General features: G+C 60.7%; 15 protein-coding genes and 5 pseudogenes. 9 read left to right on the top strand and 11 right to left on the bottom strand.

Going from position 1 to position 20919, the window contains the following annotated elements; all coding sequences use genetic code 11:
* Nucleotides 1-231: 231 nt before the first annotated feature.
* Both ACFOKF_RS00975 and ACFOKF_RS00970 read left to right on the top strand, forming a co-directional pair.
* Nucleotides 232-2142 (top strand): sigma-54-dependent Fis family transcriptional regulator, encoded by a 1911-nt coding sequence (locus ACFOKF_RS00975; RefSeq protein WP_030540404.1) that lies wholly within the window; start codon nt 232-234, stop codon nt 2140-2142.
* A gap of 277 nt (nt 2143-2419) precedes the next feature.
* Nucleotides 2420-4358 (top strand): annotated as a pseudogene (locus tag ACFOKF_RS00970) (TonB-dependent receptor); the annotation flags it as partial.
* A gap of 177 nt (nt 4359-4535) precedes the next feature.
* Here the strand turns inward: ACFOKF_RS00970 and istB (ACFOKF_RS00965) are convergent.
* From istB (ACFOKF_RS00965) to ACFOKF_RS00955, 3 genes and pseudogenes are all read right to left on the bottom strand, one after another.
* Nucleotides 4536-5264, bottom strand: a complete 729-nt coding sequence (gene istB / locus ACFOKF_RS00965; protein ID WP_011950403.1) for an IS21-like element helper ATPase IstB — start codon at nt 5262-5264, stop codon at nt 4536-4538.
* Nucleotides 5251-5487 (bottom strand): annotated as a pseudogene (locus tag ACFOKF_RS25635) (IS21 family transposase); the annotation flags it as partial. The pseudogene ACFOKF_RS25635 and the gene istB (ACFOKF_RS00965), both read right to left, overlap by 14 nt.
* Nucleotides 5488-5737: 250 nt before the next feature.
* Nucleotides 5738-6909, bottom strand: a protein-coding gene (locus tag ACFOKF_RS00955) for an IS3 family transposase (RefSeq protein ID WP_370569399.1) whose coding sequence is annotated in 2 segments (ribosomal slippage) — nt 5738-6636 and nt 6636-6909 — 1173 coding nt in all. Because the reading frame shifts where the segments join, the coding sequence is not laid out codon by codon here.
* Nucleotides 6910-6968: 59 nt separating this feature from the next.
* On the opposite strand from ACFOKF_RS00955, the pseudogene ACFOKF_RS00950 reads away from it, so the two are divergent.
* Nucleotides 6969-8227, top strand: a pseudogene (locus ACFOKF_RS00950) (NAD-dependent succinate-semialdehyde dehydrogenase); the annotation flags it as partial.
* A gap of 214 nt (nt 8228-8441) precedes the next feature.
* Here the strand turns inward: ACFOKF_RS00950 and ACFOKF_RS00945 are convergent.
* The 5 genes and pseudogenes from ACFOKF_RS00945 to ACFOKF_RS00925 all read right to left on the bottom strand — a co-directional run.
* Nucleotides 8442-8582: pseudogene (locus tag ACFOKF_RS00945) on the bottom strand (transposase); the annotation flags it as partial.
* A 148-nt stretch (nt 8583-8730) separates the two neighbouring features.
* Nucleotides 8731-9771, bottom strand: coding sequence for a GTP 3',8-cyclase MoaA (gene moaA / locus ACFOKF_RS00940; RefSeq protein ID WP_051034329.1), 1041 nt, complete (start codon nt 9769-9771; stop codon nt 8731-8733).
* Between the two features lie 62 nt (nt 9772-9833).
* On the bottom strand, nt 9834-10316 hold the full coding sequence (locus ACFOKF_RS00935; protein WP_017184796.1) for a MarR family winged helix-turn-helix transcriptional regulator: 483 nt from the start codon (nt 10314-10316) through the stop codon (nt 9834-9836).
* Nucleotides 10317-10491: 175 nt separating this feature from the next.
* Nucleotides 10492-11484: a PhnD/SsuA/transferrin family substrate-binding protein gene (locus ACFOKF_RS00930; protein WP_017184795.1), complete on the bottom strand. Its 993-nt coding sequence runs from the start codon at nt 11482-11484 to the stop codon at nt 10492-10494.
* Between the two features lie 2 nt (nt 11485-11486).
* On the bottom strand, nt 11487-12749 hold the full coding sequence (locus ACFOKF_RS00925; protein WP_230461514.1) for a Gfo/Idh/MocA family protein: 1263 nt from the start codon (nt 12747-12749) through the stop codon (nt 11487-11489).
* Between the two features lie 57 nt (nt 12750-12806).
* Here ACFOKF_RS00925 and ACFOKF_RS00920 point away from each other — a divergent pair, with 57 nt between their 5' ends.
* From ACFOKF_RS00920 to ACFOKF_RS00895, 6 genes are all read left to right on the top strand, one after another.
* Nucleotides 12807-14141: a Rieske 2Fe-2S domain-containing protein gene (locus tag ACFOKF_RS00920; RefSeq protein ID WP_017184793.1), complete on the top strand. Its 1335-nt coding sequence runs from the start codon at nt 12807-12809 to the stop codon at nt 14139-14141.
* The gene (gene nadC, locus ACFOKF_RS00915; RefSeq protein WP_017184792.1) at nt 14141-15004 is read left to right on the top strand and encodes a carboxylating nicotinate-nucleotide diphosphorylase; all 864 of its coding nucleotides are present in this window, start codon (nt 14141-14143) and stop codon (nt 15002-15004) included. The genes ACFOKF_RS00920 and nadC overlap by 1 nt, the downstream gene beginning before the upstream one ends.
* A gap of 80 nt (nt 15005-15084) precedes the next feature.
* Nucleotides 15085-15399: a 2Fe-2S iron-sulfur cluster-binding protein gene (locus tag ACFOKF_RS00910; RefSeq protein ID WP_037478039.1), complete on the top strand. Its 315-nt coding sequence runs from the start codon at nt 15085-15087 to the stop codon at nt 15397-15399.
* A gap of 106 nt (nt 15400-15505) precedes the next feature.
* Nucleotides 15506-16738 carry an NAD(P)/FAD-dependent oxidoreductase gene (locus ACFOKF_RS00905; RefSeq protein ID WP_017184790.1) on the top strand — a complete coding sequence of 411 codons (1233 nt, stop codon included), beginning with the start codon at nt 15506-15508 and terminating at the stop codon, nt 16736-16738.
* A 235-nt stretch (nt 16739-16973) separates the two neighbouring features.
* Nucleotides 16974-17258, top strand: a complete 285-nt coding sequence (locus tag ACFOKF_RS00900; RefSeq protein WP_230461513.1) for a hypothetical protein — start codon at nt 16974-16976, stop codon at nt 17256-17258.
* Between the two features lie 10 nt (nt 17259-17268).
* Nucleotides 17269-17667 (top strand): hypothetical protein, encoded by a 399-nt coding sequence (locus tag ACFOKF_RS00895; RefSeq protein ID WP_225900034.1) that lies wholly within the window; start codon nt 17269-17271, stop codon nt 17665-17667.
* Nucleotides 17668-18024: 357 nt separating this feature from the next.
* Here ACFOKF_RS00895 and istB (ACFOKF_RS00890) read toward each other — a convergent pair whose 3' ends face one another.
* The 3 genes and pseudogenes from istB (ACFOKF_RS00890) to ACFOKF_RS00880 all read right to left on the bottom strand — a co-directional run bounded on the left by istB (ACFOKF_RS00890) (nt 18025) and on the right by ACFOKF_RS00880 (nt 20809).
* Nucleotides 18025-18753 (bottom strand): IS21-like element helper ATPase IstB, encoded by a 729-nt coding sequence (gene istB / locus ACFOKF_RS00890; protein WP_011950403.1) that lies wholly within the window; start codon nt 18751-18753, stop codon nt 18025-18027.
* Nucleotides 18740-20218 (bottom strand): annotated as a pseudogene (istA, locus tag ACFOKF_RS00885) (IS21 family transposase); the annotation flags it as partial. The pseudogene istA and the gene istB (ACFOKF_RS00890), both read right to left, overlap by 14 nt.
* Before the next feature lie 30 nt (nt 20219-20248).
* The gene (locus tag ACFOKF_RS00880) at nt 20249-20809 is read right to left on the bottom strand and encodes a recombinase family protein (RefSeq protein WP_011950653.1); all 561 of its coding nucleotides are present in this window, start codon (nt 20807-20809) and stop codon (nt 20249-20251) included.
* Nucleotides 20810-20919 lie beyond the last annotated feature (110 nt).

Below are 20919 nucleotides of genomic sequence, written 5' to 3'. Positions count from 1 at the left end.
GGTCGGCCAGGCGCATGTGTCGCCTGGCCGACCATTTTTGTGATCGCCAGGCATCGATCTGTTTCGGCACGATCGGATCTTCCAGAGAAGGAGAGATGGTTGTTCGCGTCCGTCGAACAAGCTAGCATGACGGGCGATAAAGATGTTCGAATGGAGAGAGGGATCAGCGCCGTCCGGTCCAGGCGCCGGGCACCCCACCGTTCGGAAAGACAACGGTACGAGAGGCAATCCATGAATCTGGAACAGGTCCGCCAGACAAGGAGGGCACGAGATCTTTTCTTCTCGGGCGAGAGTATCGTGTCGCAGTGGGTGCCCGAGCCGATCACGCGTTCCTGGGAGCGATCAAGACGCCTGGGTTTGAGCGCGTCCGACAAGAGGTTGTTCGACATGGCGGCGCCTGGCGAACGCCGGATCGCCACAGAAAGGGGTGAACGGCTCATTCGCTATGCGATGCCGGAGATGACACGGCTTTACAAAGCGTTTCACACGCAGGATTGGGTGCTGGCCTGCCTTGACGTCAGCGGATTTGTCATTTGCTCGATCGGCGACGCCGAAGGGCCGTGCCGCGAACTGGAGAGTCTTTTCCGGAACGGGGTTTCCCTCAGCGAAAGTGCGATCGGCACCGGAGCGCCGGGATGCGCGCTCGTGGAACAGAAACCCTTTATTGTCCACGCCAACGAGCATTTCCTTGACGAGATTCATGGCTATTCTTGCGCGGCCGTTCCTCTGTTCGACGTTAACGGGGACCTGATCGGCGTCTTGAATGCCACCTGCCGCAGCGGCAGGGATCTGTCATCAGTTTGCGAGGCGTTGCGGGTTGCCGCCCGAGCCATAGAAAATCATATGCTGCTTGACCTTCCGGGCGCTCTGCACGTCTCGTTACATTATCACCCTGACCTGCTTCGCACGCCCTTGGCTGCCGTTCTCGCTTTCTCGGAACATGGGCAATTGCTCGGTGGGAACCAGATCGCGCGCAAGCTGCTTGGGCATACGCGTTCGGCGACAGAGTTCGATCACATGTTCGACCTGCCTTTTGCGCGTGCGGTTGACGAGCTTAGCGGCCGCAATGCCGAACCGATCGTGACAGACACGCCGGCCGGCATCCGCGTCCACCTCAGTCTCGCCCGCCATGCAGATGACGTTATGCGGGTTGGTAAGGCGCTCTTGCCGCCGCCCTCGGGCAAGCGTTCGTCTCATGCCTCTTCTGACATGTTCTGTTCCGATCCCGCCCTGCTGGACACCATTGGCGACGCGAAGCTGGCGTTCGCTCGTGATATTCCTGTTCTCCTAACCGGCGAGACGGGAACTGGAAAGGAGGTTCTTGCGCGGGAGCTGCACGCCTCAGGGCCGCGGCGAAACGGGCCGTTCGTGCCGGTAAATTGTGCGTCCATTCCCGACGGACTGATCGAGGCCGAATTGTTCGGATATGTGGAAGGGGCGTTTACCGGCGCTCGCCGGGGAGGCGCTCCGGGTAAATTTGAGCAGGCCCATGGTGGAACACTCTTCCTGGATGAGATCGGGGACATGCCGCTCTCGCTACAGGCTCGTCTTCTGCGGGTTCTGCAGGAGCGGGCCGTCATGCCGGTGGGCGGATCGAAGGACAGGCCGATCGATATCTCTCTGGTCTGTGCGACCCATCGTGACCTCAAGGCGCTCGTCGCCACGGGCGAATTTCGGGAAGACCTTTACTACCGCATTGATGGACTCTGCGTCACCTTGCCCCCCTTACGCGAGCGAGCGGATTTGTCGGAACTCATAGGACAAATCGTCGATCGCGAAATCGGCGATCGTTTGACACTTTCCCTCTCGGATGACGCACTGGAATGTCTGCGGTCCTTCGCATGGCCCGGGAACATCCGCCAACTGAGCCTCATTCTTCGTCGGGCCATCGCGCTCGCTGCCGGGAGCGCGCTGATCGCGCCAAGGCATCTTCCAGAGGAGATGAGGCAAACTCGTTCGAATGTGGGGCGCGAGGTGGCTTCGCTCGAACGAACGGAGCGGGATGCGGTATTAATGGCGCTCCATCAATGTGCGGGAAATATTGCCGCTACGGCTCGTCAATTGGGGGTCGGCCGGCCGACGCTTTATCGTAAGATGCGTAAGTATAATATCGAAGTGCAGGGCGTTAAGACCATATTTTAACTCTCCATGACGTGTTAGTTGGTTGCGCATTAGCCTTACCGCAAGGTTTTTCGGTTATTTGCGCGAAACAGATAAATGAGAATCATTACGTAGATTTGATCTGCATCTGCGACTTGCTCGGGCAATGTTGAGTGATATCCTGCTCATCTCATGCCGGCGCATGCTGTGATCTAACTCAGCTCTGTTAAGCCCGGGTTTCCGCGGCGTCGGCACATGCGTGCGACGCGCGATGGCCCAATCAACGAAAGCTCCAAACTCCAGAGGGCGTGGACGCATCATGAAAGACTATCTGCTGCTGATACTTCTGCTGGTGCCATCCGGAGTGCTGGCGCAGCCCCCCGATGATGCAGGCGCCGATGCACCTTCGATCATCGTAACGGGACAGGGGCTGGGCCTGCCACCCGGTACGCCCGCCTATGGATCGGTGGCGATCGACCGGCAACGGCTGCTCGACAATGCGTCGGGCCGGCTGGAGAATGTGCTGGCCAACGTCGCCGGCTCCCAGCAGTTTCGTCGGTCGGACAGCCGGGCGTCGAACCCGTCCAACCAGGGCGCGACCCTGCGGGCGCTGGGTGGCAATGCATCCAGCCGGACGCTGGTGTTGCTGGACGGCGTGCCCGTGGCCGATCCCTTCTTTGGCTATATTCCTTTCTCCGCGCTGGTTCCGGACCGTCTGTCCGTTGTGCGGGTGACGCGCGGCGGCGGGTCGGGTGCGTTCGGCGCGGGCGCTGTCGCCGGCACGATCGAGCTGGCCAGCGCCACGCGCGACCAGTTGCCGGATTTCGCTGCCAGCGCCTTCTATGGCAGCCATGACGCCGCCGAGATGTCGGCCAGCGTCACGCCGGACCTAGGCGGCGGCTATGTTTCGCTGTCGGGGCGCTGGGACCGGGGGAACGGCTTCCAGACCACGCCAAAGTCGCAGCGCGTCGCGGCGACCGTGCCCGCCGCCTATGATAGCTGGTCCACCAATTTACGCGCGGTCGCGCCGCTCTCCGTGACGTCCGAATTGCAGTTCCGCGCCACGATCTTTCAGGACGACAGGACGCTGCGGTTCAAGGGCGCGGACTCCGCGAACGAAGGGCAGGACGCCAGTGTTCGCTTCATCTCGCGCGGCGATTGGCAGGTTGATGCGCTCGCCTATATCCAGGCGCGCAACTTTTCCAATATCGTGATCTCCGCCTCCACCTTCCGCAAGTCGCTCGACCAGCGCAACACGCCGTCCATGGGGCTTGGCGGCAAGATCGAGATCCGCCCGCCGGTCGGGTCGGATCATGTACTGCGGCTGGGCGCGGATACGCGCTTCGCGCTGGGCGACATGTATGAGGACGCCTATGACGCCAATATCGCCAGCAATCCCGTCACCTTCCGCCGCCATGCCGGTGGGCAGCAGGTGACGACCGGCCTGTTCGCCGAGGACGACTGGACGCTAGAAGGCCTGGTGTTGACCGGCGGCGTGCGGGCGGATCACTGGACGATCAGCGACGGCTTCTATCATCAGGCCAACGCCAGCACCGGTGCAGTGACAGCGACCGATTACGCCAACCGGTCCGACTGGCAGTTTTCGGGGCGGGCGGGCGCGATCCTGCGCCTGAGCGGCGCGCTCGCGCTGCGGGGCGGGCTATACCGGCTTTCGCCTGCCGACGCTGAACGAGCTGTACCGGCCATTCGTGGTCTTCCCGATCACGACGCAGGCGAACGCGGCGCTGAAGCCCGAGCGCCTGAAGGGCGTGGAGGCGGGCTTCGACCTGACCCCGCTGCCCGGCGTGACCCTGGGCGCGACCGCCTTCTACAACCGGCTGGACGATGCGATCGCCAATGTCACCATCGGCACCAACACCCGCCAGCGCCAGAATGTTAACCGCATCGTCGCCAAGGGGATCGAACTTACGGCCAGCGCGCGTCTGGGCGATTTCGGCCTGTCGGCCTCCTATGCCTACAGCCACAGCGAGGTCGATGCGCCAGGCAAGGCGTTCGACGGCTTCGCGCCCGCGCAGACGCCGCGCAACAGCGCCAGCGCGACGCTGGCCTGGACGCCGGCGCAGGGGCCGACGCTCTCCGCGTCGGTCCATTATGTGTCGAGCCAATATGAGGATGATCTTCAGATCGACACACTGCCCAGGGCGCTGACCGTGGATGCGCTCGCGCGCTTGCCGCTGGGCCATGGCGTCGCGCTGACGGCGCGGGGCGAAAATCTGTTCGACGAGAAGGTGGTGACGTGTCAATCGGCGTGCAAACGGGACCCCCTATCGGCGCGCAAAAGGGACCCCCTTTCACGATGGCGCAAGGTTGATCGGACACGCGCCTTTGCGCTGCGCGCGGCGTAGGGAGGGCGGAGCCCGACCGGAGGCGCGCGCAGCGCAAAGCATCTTTTAATCGGAGGTCGGTGGGGGCGATCAGCTGCGGTTTTTGAAGCGCCAGCTGTCATTGCCGGTCTCGACGATGTCGCAATGGTGGGTGACGCGATCAAGGAGCGCGGTGGTCATCTTGGGATCGCCGAACACGGTGGGCCATTCGCCGAACGCGAGGTTGGTGGTGATGATGACGCTGGTCTGCTCGTAGAGCTTGCTGATCAGGTGGAACAGCAACTGGCCGCCCGAGCGGGCGAACGGCAGATATCCCAGTTCGTCGAGCACGATCAGGTCGAGGCGGGATAGCTGGGCGGCGAGAGCGCCGCTCTTGCCGATCCTGGCCTCCTCTTCGAGGCGGGTCACCAGATCGACGGTGTTGAAGTAGCGGCCTCGCGCACCCGAGCGAACGACATTGGCGGCGATGGCGATGGCCAGGTGGGTTTTGCCGGTGCCCGTGCCGCCGACCAGGACGATGTTGCGCCGAGCGGGCAGGAACGCGCCACTGTGCAGCGAACGCACCAGCCCCTCGTTGATCGGCGTGCCCTCGAACCGGAACGCATCGATATCCTTCACGACCGGCAGCCGGGCGGCCGCCATCCGGTATCGGATCGAGGCAGCATGGCGATGTGTTGCTTCCGCGCGCAGAAGGTCGGTCAGTATCTCCATCGTGGTGCGCTGGCGCTGAAGGCCGGTGGTGACCGCATCGTCGAACGCGCCCGCCATGCCCTTGAGCCCAAGCCCGCGCATCGCCTCGATCATGTCATGCCGCTGCATCGAAGGTCCTCAGCTGGTCGTAACGGGCGCAGTCGGCGATCGGCGGATGGCGCAAGGCGCTGTCTTCGGAGGTGATGATGGTGAGCGGTCGCGGCGGTTCGCGGCGCCGCGCCAGGATGTTGAGGATCAGGTCGTCGCTCGCCGTGCCGGTCGCCAATGCCTCGCGGACGGCCGCTTCGACCGGCTCCAGACCATCGGTCAGCACGGCCGACAGCACACGGACGAACCGGCGGTCGGCATCGTCGCCATTGCCAAGCTTGCGGCGCAGGCGCGCCAGCGCCGGCGGCAGATCCCAGTCCTGGAAGGGCGCGCCGTTCCGCAGCGCTCCGGGCTTGCGGGCCAGTACCGGCAGATAATGCCAGGGGTCATAGATCGTGCGGTTGCGCCCGAAGTAGCGGGGATGCTCGGCGACAACCTCCTCGCCGCAGCGCACGACAATTGGACTGCCCGCGATGATTGGTCCGGTTGCATAGTTAGCTGATCTGGATTTCTGATGCCAGCCTGGGCGGGAGGCGGAGCGTAGCGGAGCCGAGCGGCCAGGCTGGCATCTTGACTGTTTCCGGGGCTGGAGGGCGGTAGCCGAGGCTGCTGTGTGGGCGCAGTCGGTTGTAATGCTCGCGCCACCAGCCCGTGACGCAGCGGACCTCCTCCAGGCTGTAGAAGATCTCGCCATTGAGCAGTTCATCGCGAAGGCGGGCATTGAAGCTCTCGATATATCCATTCTCCCAGGGGCTGCCGGGTTCGATGTAGAGGGTGGTGACACCGAGCCGACCCAGCCACTCTCGCACCGCATGGGCGACGAACTCGGGACCATTATCGGACCGGATATGTTCAGGCGGCCCATGCTCGATGAACAGGTCGGCCAACACGTCGATCACGTCGTTGGACCGGAACCGTCGCAGCGGCACCATCGCCAGACATTCGCGGCTGAACTCGTCGATGATATTGAGCATCCGGAACTTGCGTCCGTTGCGCGTCTTATCCTCGACGAAGTCGTAAGACCACACATGCCCGCGATGCTGTGGCCGCAACCTTATACACGACCCATCGCCCAGCCAGAGCCGACGTCGTTTCGGTTGCCTCTTCGGCACTTTAAGACCCTCCCGCCGCCAGATGCGTTCCACTACCGACAAGCTGACCTGCCAGCCTGCATGGCCGAGCAAGGCATGGATACGGCGATAGCCGTACCGGCCATAATCCCTGGCCAGCGCGATGATGTCGGCCGTCAGATGCCGTTCGTCGGCATCATCCTTGGGACGATGTCGCTGCGCTGAACGATGCTGAACCAGAACACGGCAGGTCCGCCGCTCCGATACCGGAAGAACCCGGCGGACCTGCTCGATCGCTTCACGGCGACGGGAGGGACTCAAAAAGTCAGCTTCGACGCCTCTTGCAGGATCGCCTTGTCCAGCGCCAGATCCGCAACCAGCTTCTTCAGCTGCGCATTTTCCCGCTCCAGATCCTTCATCCGACGCACCTGGTCGACCTTCAGGCCACCATATTCCTTACGCCACCTATACAGCGTCTGTTCGGCAATCCCGATCTGCCGACAAGCCTCGACGGCGGTCCCGCCTCGACCGACAATCACATCCACCTCACGCAGCTTCGCGATGATCTGCTCCGGCGTAAATCGCTGACGTCCCATATATTTCTCCAATTCTTATGCCCTCTCGGGCTCTCTCCAGAATTGGACCAATTTTCTCAAGGCAGACCACAGGCAAGCAGCGGGCCGCGATTTTGCGGCGCTGGTATGATCTGGTGCTCGTCCATACGGATGATCTGGCGCGCCTTCTGACGGCCGAGCAAGGCAAACCGTTGCACGAGGCCAAGGCCGAGGTGGTGTATGCGGCATCGTTCATCGAATGGTTCGCGGAGGAGGCGAAGCGTGTGAACGGAGATGTCTTAGCACCTCATGCGGCCGACCACCGTCTCCTGGTGCGACGCGAACCCGTGGGTGTGGTAGGCGCTGTAACACCCTGGAATTTTCCGCTCGCCATGATCACCCGAAAGGCAGCGCCAGCTCTGGCTGCCGGCTGTACCATGGTGCTGAAGCCGTCGGAATTGACGCCGCTTTCAGCGCTCGCTTTGGCGTGGCTGGCCGACCAGGCCGGAGTGCCGGCGGGAGTTTTCAATATCGTGACCGGTCAGCCCGCGCCGATCGGCGATGTGCTGACGGCTGACAAGCGCGTTCGCAAGTTCACCTTCACTGGTTCGACAGGCGTTGGCAAGATGCTCGCCGCCCGTTGTATGAGCACCGTGAAGAAGGTTTCCCTCGAATTGGGTGGAAACGCGCCGTTCATTGTCTTTGATGATGCGAAACTCGACGATGCGGTTGAAGGCGCAATAGCATCAAAGTTCCGGAATTCAGGTCAGACCTGCGTCTGCACAAATCGCATTCTGGTCCAATCCGGCGTTTATGAAGCCTTTTCCCGGCAGCTGGCGGCACGTGTTCGCGCGCTTGCCGTCGGGCCGGGTCTTTCGACCGGCGCGGATCAGGGGCCATTGATCGATGAACGTGCCGTTGCAAAGGTCGAAAGCCATATCGAAGACGGCGTCAAACATGGTGCCAGGATATTGACCGGAGGGCGACGAGTGCCGGGGCAGGCCATTTCTTCGAGCCGACCGTTCTCGTAGATGTTTCGCCGGATGCTCTCCTATGTCGGGAGGAAACCTTTGGCCCCCTTGCCGGCCTCGTCCGTTTCCAGACAGAGGATGAGGCGATCAATTTGGCGAATGCCACGGACAGCGGCTTGGCGGCTTATGTATACACGCAATCCCTTGAGCGCAGTTGGAAGGTGAGTGAGGCTCTTGAATATGGGATGGTTGGGCTCAACACCGGCCTGATTTCGACGGAGGTCGCGCCTTTCGGTGGGGTGAAGGAATCCGGTCTCGGGCGGGAAGGATCACGATATGGGATCGATGAGTATCTCAATTTGAAATTCGTCTGTCATCAGATCGGTTAGGACGCATCCGATTCCAAGCGTTTCTTTAGAACTGGATTGTCAAAGAGAAACGGCAAAAAACGAACGCGCTGGCTGTTGATGACAGGCCGTTACTACGGTAGCTGAATCGACCGCGCGATTAAGCTCGTGCGACAGTCGAACAACGTAGTGCGTACGAGCTTATCATGGCGAAGAAGACCGACATTATCAACGAATATGAAGCAGCGGCTGTCGCCTTACGCCACCTATATAGCGTCTGTTCGGCAATCCCGATCTGACGACAGGCCTCGTCGGTGGTCCCGCCTCGCCCGACAATCACATCAACCTCACGCAGCTTCGCGATGATCTGTTCCGGCGTAAATCGCTGACGTCCCATATATTTCTCCATTCCTTTCGCCCGCTCGGGCTCTCTTCAGAAATGGACCAATTTTCTCAAGGCAGACCAATTTTATGAAAATCAATCGACCAGCCGCGCAAAAAGTAACGGCCATACTGCGTCGGCGAACAAAAGATCATGGAGGCGCTCAACCGCCAGTGACGTTCATATGGCGTTCGACAGCCGGCTGTGATCGCGCAATGTCGAACTCGTGGCGGAGTGGCTTGGCGGTCATTACGGCATCCAGCGCCGCGTCGATCGCATCCCGGCCACCAACACGCATCGCATCGCGCAGTTCGATGCGCTGGTCGCGGCCGAGACAACCAAAAATGGTGCCAGTAGCCGATATGCGGATGCGGTTGCAGCCGGCGCAGAAATTGTCGGTGAGGGGCGTAATGAAGCCTATCCGCCGACTGGTTTCGGCAACGTCATAATAGCGCGCCGGTCCGCCGGTTCGGTGGAGCGACGGAATCAGGACATATTCGCGCGCCAGCCGACGTTTCACGAGGTCGAGGGGCAGATAATGATTGGTCCGGTCTTCTTCCACCGCACCCAACGGCATCGTCTCGATCAGCGAGAGATCGAATCCCCGTTCGCCGCACCAGCCAACCATTGTTCCGATTTCATCTTCGTTGAGCGCCTTGAGCGCAACCATGTTGATCTTCACGGCGAGGCCCGCGTCTTGCGCGGCGGCGATCCCGGCCAACACCTGGTCCAGGTCGCCGCGCCGGGTGATCGCCCGGAAGCGCTCGTGGTCGAGGCTGTCGAGGCTGATGTTGAGTCTGCGAATGCCATATCGATGGAGGTCGCGCGCGACTGTGGCGAGCTGGGTAGCGTTGGTTGTCATCGTCAGCTCATCAAGGCCGTTGCCGATGTGTTGGCCGATCGCCTCCACCAACCCGACGATGCCGCGACGGACCAGAGGCTCGCCACCGGTCAGGCGGATGCGTCGCACACCTCGCGCGATCAGGGCATCGGCCAGTTCCGCCAGTTCCTCCAGGGTGAGGAGGTCCTGGCGCGGCAGGAACTCCATGCGCTCGGCCATGCAATAACGGCAGCGCAGGTCGCACCGATCGGTGACGGACAGGCGGACATAAGTGATCGTTCGGCCGAAACGGTCGGTCAGGCTGCGCCAAGGCTTCCCTCTATCGGGAGTTGGAGTGGCCGTGAGGCCTTCCCGTTCAGCCATGGCGCACACGTCCCTCCCTGTTCATGGCCTGTTGCCCCTGATCCAGGGATGATGTGGAGGAGTCATCCTTCGTCAGCAGGCTTCGCAGGCAGCCTATCAAATTCGGCAGCGAGATTGGCTGATATGCGCTCGAGGACCGATCGACAGATTTCAACTTCGCGCGGCTCGATGCCAGCAACAGCGACCTTGTTGATGTCGATCGCGTATTGCATCAGCTCCTTTTCGAGCGCACGGCCATGATCTGTAAGAGTAATCCGCAATTTTCGACGATCATCCTTGTCCTTGGCGCGTTGCACCAGCCCTTGCCGAAGCATGGCGTTTATCATGGCGACCGTCGTATTTTCGGTGACGTTAGTCATGTCGCTCAGATATTTTTGGGTCACCCCGTCCCTGAGCCATAGGACACGAAGATAGTACCAGAAACCGGTTTTGAGTTCGTGCTTGGCCAAATAGGCACTCAAGAGCCGATCGAACCGTCGGTGGCAGCGCCGAACCTGATAGCCCAAACTCAGTTCCGGATCGAGTTTGGGGGCGTGCTTCGACATCTGTTCACTCCTGACGGGTTCAACCGATCCTCCACTCGCACAGACGCCGCACGAACGCATCGCAAAACCGTACCCGGCACCCGAAACCCATATTCCTATGATGGTCCTCGGGATATTAAACGTGTCCCGAGGACCATCATGTGAGCAGTAGACTGGCCTCGTGCAGGATGGTTTCTTAGATGCGGAACTCGGCGAAAGTCTCGGGCGCGAACATCTCTTCTATGGTGAGCTGGCGGGGCGACAGGCCCTGCTCGTGATGGTAACGCGTGAATGTCTCGATGACGTGGCGGTTCTTTTCGATGCCATAGGGCCACCATTCCCTGCCCATCGTAGCAATAGTGTCCTCCACTGCGGCGATCTGCCATGGCAACATCGTTTTCAGCGATGCCGACACCAACAATTGTTCATAGCTCAACCGCTGGGCTTCTACGAATGCCTTGTAAAGCGCCTGAGCAATCCATCGATTCTTCTCATACACGTCTCGCCGGATGGCCACGACATGCATGATCGGGAAGATTCCTGTCTTCGCGAAATAGGCTTTTTCAACGTCCACAAAATTGGGGAAGAGGCGCCGAACCTTGCCCGGCTCCGAATAGAAGGTCGACGGCGCCCGCGCAGTATGCAGCGCATCGATCTCTCCATCCGCCAGCATGCGCTTCAAGGTCTGGGTGGGTCCGATCGGCTCGACCTTGAACTTGTCGGGTAGATTGAGCTTCAGCTTCTCCTCGCGCCCCGGCTCCTCTTCACCACCCGTGACGTAGGTGACCGACGCAGGATCAATGCCATACTCGTCCTGCAGGATGCCGCGGATCCAGACCGGAGCCGTCATCTGATATTCAGGCACGCCGATCCGCTTGCCGACGAGATCCTCGGGCTTTTCGATGCCGCTTTTGGCGGAGACGAAAATGCAGGAGTGGCGGAAGAAGCGCGAAGGAAAGACGGGAATGGCGATGAAGCCAGGATTCTCGCGGCCCAGGGTCACGCAATAGGACGACATCGACAGTTCAGCGACATCGAATTCTCGATTGCGCAGCATGCGGAAGAAGGTTTCCTCGACATCCAGAACCTGAAAGTTGAGGTCGATGCCGTCGGGCCGGACCGCGCCCGTCTGGAGGGCTTCGGTGCGGTCATAGCCCCAACAGGCGAGGGAAAGGCTCAGTCTGGTCATTGTCACGGTTTCTCCGATAGAGTGTCGAGAAGTTGGTTGGGCGCTACGTCCGTATTGCGTCGGCTCGATTCGAGGAGCGCGACGCAACAGGCCATGGTATCAAGTCCCCAGCGCCCGTCATGGATCGGGCGGCGAATGCCTAGGCAACCGCCGACAAACTCGTCGATGACTTCCTTGCGCGGCAGGGCAGGGGGCTCGATCGGCTGGAAATCGCGTTCGGTGTCCCCATAAATTGAGAGCCCCTTGGGCGACAGTTTCAGGTCCGCGCGGTCGCAGCTGACGATGATGAAACCGAAATGCTCATGATGCGGCGCTGGCGTGTCGGCAGCGACAGCCGGGACGCCGTATGTGCGCTTCAGTTTGGCTTCGATTTCATCCTGCGATGATAGCGTCGCAAGCCTCTTACGCGCCTCGCCGTAGCGATCCGGGTCCTTGTCATAGCCAAGCTCCGCTATCCACCCCACCAGTTCGTCGCTGTCATAATGCGCATATCCGCTATAGGTCAGCGACGCTGCAGCACCGGCTTCAAATGTCACCAGCGCCGTATAGGCGCCTTCGCTCGGGCGGCTGCTATCCCAGTTGGCGGCGACGGCGCGAACAGATGAAACGGGCTGCCCGACAAGGCGGCGCACGACATCGATCTGGTGCGCCGCTTGGCTGTAGACGACGCCGCCGCCACGGGCGCTATCCAGTTCTTCCGGACGCCTGGGCCGGAACATGAAATCGGTGAAGTTGAGCGCCGTGACCATCCGCACGGCACCGAACCTGCCTGAGGCAACCAATTGCGCGGCAGCCTGTACGGGTGCATCGAAGCCGTGGCTGGGTCCGACCACGAGCACCTTGCCGGCATCGGCGGCGGCGCGCTCTATACGCGCGCAATCTGCAAGCGTTGTCGCCATCGGCTTTTCGACCAGCACATGCTTTCCAGCCCGCAGAGCGGCGATGGCCTGCTCGGCATGCAACTCATGCGGGGTGGCTATATAAACCGCATCGATAACCGGCGAATACAAGAGCGCGTCGAGCGTATCGAACGCCGGCGCGCCGAATTCGTCCGCGAAGCGTTCCCGAGCTTCGCGGCGCAGGTCGAAAGCCCCGGCAAGCGCTACGCGAGAATCGGCCTTCAGCGCGGGCAGAGTGAGCATGAAACCCCGGCCGAGCCCAATGATTCCTAGTCGCAACGCATTTGCCATTCTTTGCCTGCCGCTCCCTTCAACCCGAAAATCAGGCTTGAAAAAGCCATTACTACGATATAGAAGTAATTTCAAGGGCGCATCCTGAGGGTGATTCGTCTTCGTGCCAAGCCAAAATGAGGAGGGTAGCTAATGACTCCGGAACAAAATGATCTGCTTTGCCGTGTGGAGGGCGAGGCCCCAATGGGGAAGCTGATGCGGCAGCACTGGTTGCCCGCCTGCATGATCGAGGACGTCGCCGAGCCAGACGGCACGCCGTTGCGTGTTCGCTTGCTGGGTGAGAACATGGTCGTGTTCCGCAATACGGAGGGGCGCATCGGTGCGCTCGACGAGCTGTGCCCGCACCGGCGCGCTTCCCTTGCCTTCGGTCGCAACGAGGAATGCGGCCTGCGTTGCCTTTATCATGGCTGGAAATTCGATGTGGACGGCAATGCCGTCGACATGTCTTCCGAGCCGGTCGATGCAAAGCTACGCGGCACGATGAAGACCAAGGCATATCCGGTGGTAGAATCTGCTGGTTTCGTCTGGGTGTGGATGGGTGACCCGGAAAATGTCATCCCTTTCAGCCCGCCGAACTGGTCGGCCGCGCCGGCTGAGAAGATCAGCATCGTGAAAATGCATGGCGGCTGCAACTGGGCGCAGGTTCTCGAAGGGTCGATCGATTCGGCGCACAGTTCGAGCCTGCATTCATCGAACATGCCGACGGCCACCGAAGTAAGCGGCTCGACGGCTACGGACACCGCGTGGCTTCGCCCGTCGGCCGACAAGGCGCCCAAGATTGAAGTGCAGAAAACGCCGTTCGGCTTTCGTTATGCTGCTATCCGCAAGCCGATCATCGATGCGGACAAGCAGGACTATGTACGCATGACTCTGTTCCAGGCTCCGTTCACGGTGCACATCCCGTCCAACGACCAATATCATCTGTCACAGATGCTGGTTCCGATCGACGATGTGAACACCATGTTCTATTGGATCGCCTGGCATCCGACGAAGGGCATCAGTCAGGATGCCTGGCGCAAGTTCTGCGGGGCGGAGATTGGCAAGGACGTCGAGCCCGTTACCTTCAAAAAGCGGCGCAACGCCGAAAACAACTATCTGCAGGACCGGGCCCTGATGAAAGCCGGCGACTTTACCGGCATCTACGGCATTCCCTGTCAGGACATGGCGATGTGGGAATCGATGGGGCCGATCGCCGACCGCAGCGAGGATCTGCTCGGCTCGAGCGACAAGGCGATCTTCACCTTCCGCACCCAGATGTATCGCGCCGCCCAGGCTGTTCAGAAAGGCGAGCCGGCACTGGGTGCTGTAGAACCGCGCGTGCCACTGGCGAAGCTCATGTCGTTCGAGGGCATGGTCCCCAAGGGCGATGACTGGCGGCTGATCAACGTCTCCGAGGAGGAGAGGCGCTTGACCGGCGTCTTCGCCGACAAGGAAGAAGTTGAAGATCTGGCGGACGCGGTTTCCTGATGCGTGAGTCGGATTTGATCGCGGGCCTGGATCAGCAACAACTCGACAACTTCGTCGATTATGTTCTGAGTGAGGATCTGGGGAGCGGAGACGTCACGAGCCGTGTGTCAGTCCCCGCCAGCGCGCGCTTTTCCGCCGTTCTGGCTGCCCGGCAACCGATAGTGGTTGCCGGGCTCCAGCTGGCAGCCGCGTTTTTCGGTAAGCTCGACCCCGAGGTCGCTATCGAATTCCTGGTGCAGGATGGGGACAATGTTGCCGCTGGGCAGCCCCTCATGCGAATTGCGGGAAGCGCGCAGCTCATGCTCGCGGCCGAGAGGTCCGCTCTCAATACGCTCCAGCACCTGACCGGCATCGCGACGGTGACGCGATCTTATGCCGAAGCGATCGCCGGTACGGATTGCGTCCTTCTCGATACGCGCAAGACAATTCCCGGTCTTCGGGCGATCGAGAAATATGCCGCCAAGGTGGGCGGGGCGCGGAATCATCGCATGCGTCTGGATGACGGTATCCTGATCAAGGACAACCACATCGCCGCCGCTGGCAGCATTGTCGAAGCGGTCAAGGCTGCGAAAGCCGCCAATACCGGGCTGGAAGTCCAGGTCGAGGTTGACGGGATCGAACAAATCGAGCCTGCGCTGATGGCGGGGGCGGATCGTCTGCTTTGCGACAACATGTCTCCTGCCAAGCTCAAAGAGGCCGTCGCCCTTGTCGGCGGCCGCGTCCCCATCGAAGCGTCAGGCGGCGTGCGGCTCGATACGATTAGGGAAATCGCGTCGACTGGCGTCGATTTTGTATCAGTCGGGCGCATCACCCAAAGTGCTCCCGCGGCCGATATCGGATTGGACTACGCGCTTTCCCCATGAGCCTTGCGCGCCAAGGCGGCGTGGAGGTTTTTCAGTCGATAGCAGACTGCCAAAAAGCATATTTGGAAATTAGAGGACTAATGGAGATTACCGTTACAACGCGCACTGGCGAGCGCGTGACAGTCACACCGAATGGCGCAACCACGTTACTGGAAGCGATCCGCGACGCAGGCATCGACGAGTTGCTTGCATTGTGCGGAGGGTGTTGCTCCTGCGCAACCTGCCATATCCAGGTCGATGAAGCGTTTCTCGATCGCTTGCCACCCATGAGTACGGATGAGGACGATCTTCTGGACTCGTCCGAGCACCGTTGCTCAAGATCTCGGTTATCCTGTCAGTTGACTATCTCTGATGCTCTGGACGGACTTTGCATCACGATTGCGCCGGAAGATTGAGGGCACTTGAGTTCGCAAAGAGAGCTCAATCAGGCTCTTGCCGTTAACCGACGGCGTGACAAGCAAAGCACGGCTTATGTAATCCTGTAAGGAAGCTATCTATCCCATGAGCGAGCGGTACGATGTTCTTATTGTTGGGGCCGGGCATGGGGGAGCTCAAGCCGCGCTCGCGCTGCGCCAGCATAAATATGCGGGAAGTGTGGCACTGCTGGGAGATGAGCCAGATCCGCCATATGAACGCCCGCCGCTCTCCAAGGAATATTTCTCAGGCGAAAAGAGCTTCGAAAGAATTCTCATTCGACCTCAGGCAATCTGGGCCGAGCGCGATATCGAGTTGCAGCTCCTGCGACGGGTTGTGGCCGTCGATCCGGCGGAGCAAAATGTTGTGCTCTCCGACGGAAGCCGCATTGGCTATGGCAAGCTGATCTGGGCAACTGGCGGTGCGCCTCGTCGCTTGAGCTGTTCGGGAAGCGATCTCATGGGTGTCCACAACGTCCGCACTCGTGCTGACGCTGACCGCATGCTGGCCGAGACGCCGAAAGTGCAGAATGTCGTGGTGATCGGTGGCGGGTATATCGGCCTCGAGGCGGCTGCGGTACTCGCCAAGCTCGGCAAGCAAGTGACGGTGCTGGAAGCGATGGATCGTGTGCTGGCAAGGGTCGCTGGTGAACCGCTTTCTCGTTTTTATGAGGCTGAACATCGGGCGCATGGCGTTGAGATCCATTTGAACGCCAAAATGGATTGCCTGATTGGACATGATGGATGGGTAACGGGTGTCCGGATGTCTGACGGCTCGGTCTTACCCGCAGACATGGTTGTCGTCGGCATCGGGATCGTTCCGGCCGTAGAGCCATTGATCGCGGCGGGTGCGGCAAGCGGGAACGGGGTAGAAGTCGATGAATTCTGTCAGACTTCGTTGCCGAACATTTACGCGATCGGCGATTGCGCGATCCATGCCAACCCCTTTGCTGGCGGTCAGCGGATCCGGTTGGAGTCAGTTCAGAACGCCAATGACCAGGCCATAACGGCCGCCAGGCATATTGCTGGTGACGCCGCGCCGTACCACGCCGTTCCCTGGTTCTGGTCGAACCAATATGATCTCAAGCTCCAGACTATCGGGCTTAGCTTGGGATACGATGAAGTCGTCGTGCGGGGCCAGAGCGCAGCGCGCAGCTTCACGCTCGTATATCTTAGCAAGGGTAAGGTGCTGGCCCTTGACTGCGTCAACTCTGTGAAGGACTATGTTCAGGGTAAGGCACTCGTTATCACGCAGGCCACTCCTGATAAATCTGTACTTGCAAACCCTGAGATTCCTATCAAGTCACTTTTGGTGAGTTGATAGAACTGTTGTTATAATAACAATTCTGATAAATTTCTGAGTATATACAAAATTAACTGAAACTTTCTCTTTACACATGTGAAGGTTTTTCTTGTATTTTCTAGAATCAGTTTGGCAGTACATAGACATAGTTGATATGTATTTTTGATTTCGGGTGGCCGGAATTGCATGTTTTGCGACGAAAAGGCAGGTCGTGCCTGCCCGTACTGATTTGCCGCTTACGATGGATAGCATCATGCACGCCTCCGTCCTTATCATCCTGCATGAGGGTCATAAGATGCTCCAGGTCCACGCAAGCGAGGCGGCTTCCTGGAAGGCACTCCTGGGTTTTGTAGAGCAGCAATGGCAGGCCCGCTTCGGTTCGCTTTTGCCACCTCTGGACGAAACGAAGCGGATTGAGGCGTTTTTCAAGGATGAGGGGGATTACCTGATCGGCAAGGTGGACGTATCGGAAATCCGGCAACAAATCGAAGACCAAGACAGCAACGTTCCCGATGCCGGGGAGCAGGTCCGTATTTGAGTGCCTCATATTGGGCGACAGCATCGGGCTGGGGACCGCACGCGCCATCAACGCGAAATATGCCCCCCAGTGCGATGTGCTAGCGGCCGAGCGTGTGCATGCACATCAGATACTTGGATGGCGTTTCCCAACGAAGAAGTACGGCGCATGCGTCTTTTCGGTCGGATCCAACGACGATGCAAGGTCTGATCTCGCCGCCAGGCTGACGAGTATCCGTATCCGGACCATCTGCCATCGGGTCATTTGGCTTCTTCCTTACAGTCGTCAACATGCCTACATTGTGAACTCGGTCGCTGCGACCTATGCTGATGAGACGATCGATCTGCTGCGCTTTCCGACGCGGGATCGGATACACCCGACGCGCTACGACCTCGTAGCGCGGGTACTACTGCGGTCGGACCCGGACTGACGCGCACGCATCTTCTGCATCGCGTTGCAACGCCGACCTTTGGTAAGCGCCGACGGAACGTGACCTTGTTGCCGGCACCGGAATAGGAAAGCTCGCGGCCTTTAAGGAGGCATGAGCATGGACATCGAGCAGTCAAACGAGCCTCGTATGAGCGGTCGCGGTGATGGCGGAGTGCTTGTATGTCAATCGGCGTGCAAACGGGACCCCCTATCGGCGCGCAAAAGGGACCCCCTTTCACGATGGCGCAAGGTTGATCGGACACGCGCCTTTGCGCTGCGCGCGGCGTAGGGAGGGCGGAGCCCGACCGGAGGCGCGCGCAGCGCAAAGCATCTTTTAATCGGAGGTCGGTGGGGGCGATCAGCTGCGGTTTTTGAAGCGCCAGCTGTCATTGCCGGTCTCGACGATGTCGCAATGGTGGGTGACGCGATCAAGGAGCGCGGTGGTCATCTTGGGATCGCCGAACACGGTGGGCCATTCGCCGAACGCGAGGTTGGTGGTGATGATGACGCTGGTCTGCTCGTAGAGCTTGCTGATCAGGTGGAACAGCAACTGGCCGCCCGAGCGGGCGAACGGCAGATATCCCAGTTCGTCGAGCACGATCAGGTCGAGTCGGGATAGCTGGGCGGCGAGAGCGCCGCTCTTGCCGATCCTGGCCTCCTCTTCGAGGCGGGTCACCAGATCGACGGTGTTGAAGTAGCGGCCTCGCGCACCCGAGCGAACGACATTGGCGGCGATGGCGATGGCCAGGTGGGTTTTGCCGGTGCCCGTGCCGCCGACCAGGACGATGTTGCGCCGAGCGGGCAGGAACGCGCCACTGTGCAGCGAACGCACCAGCCCCTCGTTGATCGGCGTGCCCTCGAACCGGAACGCATCGATATCCTTCACGACCGGCAGCCGGGCGGCCGCCATCCGGTATCGGATCGAGGCAGCATGGCGATGTGTTGCTTCCGCGCGCAGAAGGTCGGTCAGTATCTCCATCGTGGTGCGCTGGCGCTGAAGGCCGGTGGTGACCGCATCGTCGAACGCGCCCGCCATGCCCTTGAGCCCAAGCCCGCGCATCGCCTCGATCATGTCATGCCGCTGCATCGAAGGTCCTCAGCTGGTCGTAACGGGCGCAGTCGGCGATCGGCGGATGGCGCAAGGCGCTGTCTTCGGAGGTGATGATGGTGAGCGGTCGCGGCGGTTCGCGGCGCCGCGCCAGGATGTTGAGGATCAGGTCGTCGCTCGCCGTGCCGGTCGCCAATGCCTCGCGGACGGCCGCTTCGACCGGCTCCAGACCATCGGTCAGCACGGCCGACAGCACACGGACGAACCGGCGGTCGGCATCGTCGCCATTGCCAAGCTTGCGGCGCAGGCGCGCCAGCGCCGGCGGCAGATCCCAGTCCTGGAAGGGCGCGCCGTTCCGCAGCGCTCCGGGCTTGCGGGCCAGTACCGGCAGATAATGCCAGGGGTCATAGATCGTGCGGTTGCGCCCGAAGTAGCGGGGATGCTCGGCGACAACCTCCTCGCCGCAGCGCACGACAATGCGGTCGGCATAGGCCCGGACCTGCACCGTCCGCCGCGCCACCGTCGAGAGAACCGAGTAGCGGTTGCGATCGAAGCTGATCAGGCAGGTGCCCGTCACCGCATGCTCGCTCTCGTTAAAGCCGTCGAACGGTCCCAGCATCGGCTGCAGTGCCGATCGCTCGATCTCCAGCGCCTGCGCCACGGTCAGCTCGCCCTGTTCCGGGTGTGCCTGTCGTTCCGCCCAGCGCTGGCACTCGGCCTCCAGCCAGCCATTGAGCTCGTCGAGGCTGGCGAACCGCAACCGGGGTTGGAAGAAGCGGCCCCGGATCGTCTGCACCTGGTTCTCGACCTGGCCCTTCTCCCATCCCGCCGCCGGCGAGCAGGCGGTGGGCTCGACCATATAATGGTCGGTCATGATCAGGAACCGCCGGTTGAAGACCCGCTCCTTCCCCGTGAACACGCTCGTCACCGCCGTCTTCATATTATCGTAGATGCCGCGGCCCGGCACGCCGCCGAAGAAAGCAAAGCCGCGCGCATGCGCGTCGAACAGCATCTCCTGACTCTCGCGCGGATAGGCCCGGACATAGACCGCCCGCGATGCACACAGCCGCATATGCGCAACCTTCACGCGCATCGGCTTGCCGGCGATCTCCACATCCTCATGGCTCCAGTCGAACTGGTAGGCCTCGCCCGGCTTGAACATCAGCGGGATGAAGGCGGTGACACCATCGCCGGCATCCTTGCGCCGGTCGGCCTTCCAGCGCGCCGCGTAGCGCCGAACGGCATCGTAGGAACCCTCAAAACCTTCGCGCTCCAGCAGATCATGTATCCGCGTCATCCGCAGTCGCTCGCGCCTGCCGCGCACCTCGTTCTCTTCCAGCAGTGTGTTCAGGCGATCCTGAAACGGCCCGATCCTAGGCAGTGGCTGAACCTTGCGCTGATAGTCGAATGCGCCTTCCGGCGCCCGGATCGCCTTGCGGATCACCTTCCGCGACACATGCAAATCCCGCGCGATCGCCTTGATCGCCTTGCCGCCGGCATACTGGGTCGTGCGGCTGAGCGGAACAGGAAAGTGTCATAAGGCACTGTTTGGCTCGATACAGCGATAGATGGTGGCCGGGTGAACGTTGAAGGTCCTTGCGACGGCGCTAATGGACTTACCCTCGAGAACGAGTTGGCGAGCGAGCTCCGCCTGATCTGGGCGCATTTTCTTTGGGCGTCCGAAGCTCACACCGCGCGCCATCGCCGCCTTTCGCCCCTCCTCGGTTCGGCTCAATATGAGAGTCCGCTCGAACTGGGCGATCCCAGCGAATACGGTCATGATCATCACGCCAGACGGGGACGTGGTATCGGCCCAAGGTTCATCAAGCGATTGTAATCCTGCCTGCTTTTCCTTGATGCGTTCCGCGATGTGCAGGAGTTCGATGGTGGATCGCGCCAAACGATCGAGGCGGGCGACGACGAGAACATCGTCTTTGCGCAGGTGACCCATCAGCTTTTCAAGCTCGGGCCGGCCACGAGCGGCCCCCGATATTTTCTCTTCGAACATCATTTCACAGCCCGCCTCCGAGAGCCGACCGCGCTGGATTTCCAAGTTCTGATCCTCGGTGGAAACGCGCGCGTAGCCGAGCTTCATGCGACTGCTCCAGATATTGTGCGAAAGTTACTGCAAAACAATTTTGTTTCGCACATATGTTTTGCGAAGAAATTCGCCTTGTTTATCGGCATGGGCCGTCCCCTTCGCAA

The organism is Sphingobium rhizovicinum (assembly GCF_042647625.1).
GTDB classification, from domain to species: domain Bacteria; phylum Pseudomonadota; class Alphaproteobacteria; order Sphingomonadales; family Sphingomonadaceae; genus Sphingobium; species Sphingobium rhizovicinum.
This window is presented reverse-complemented; position numbering and strand designations above follow the sequence as displayed.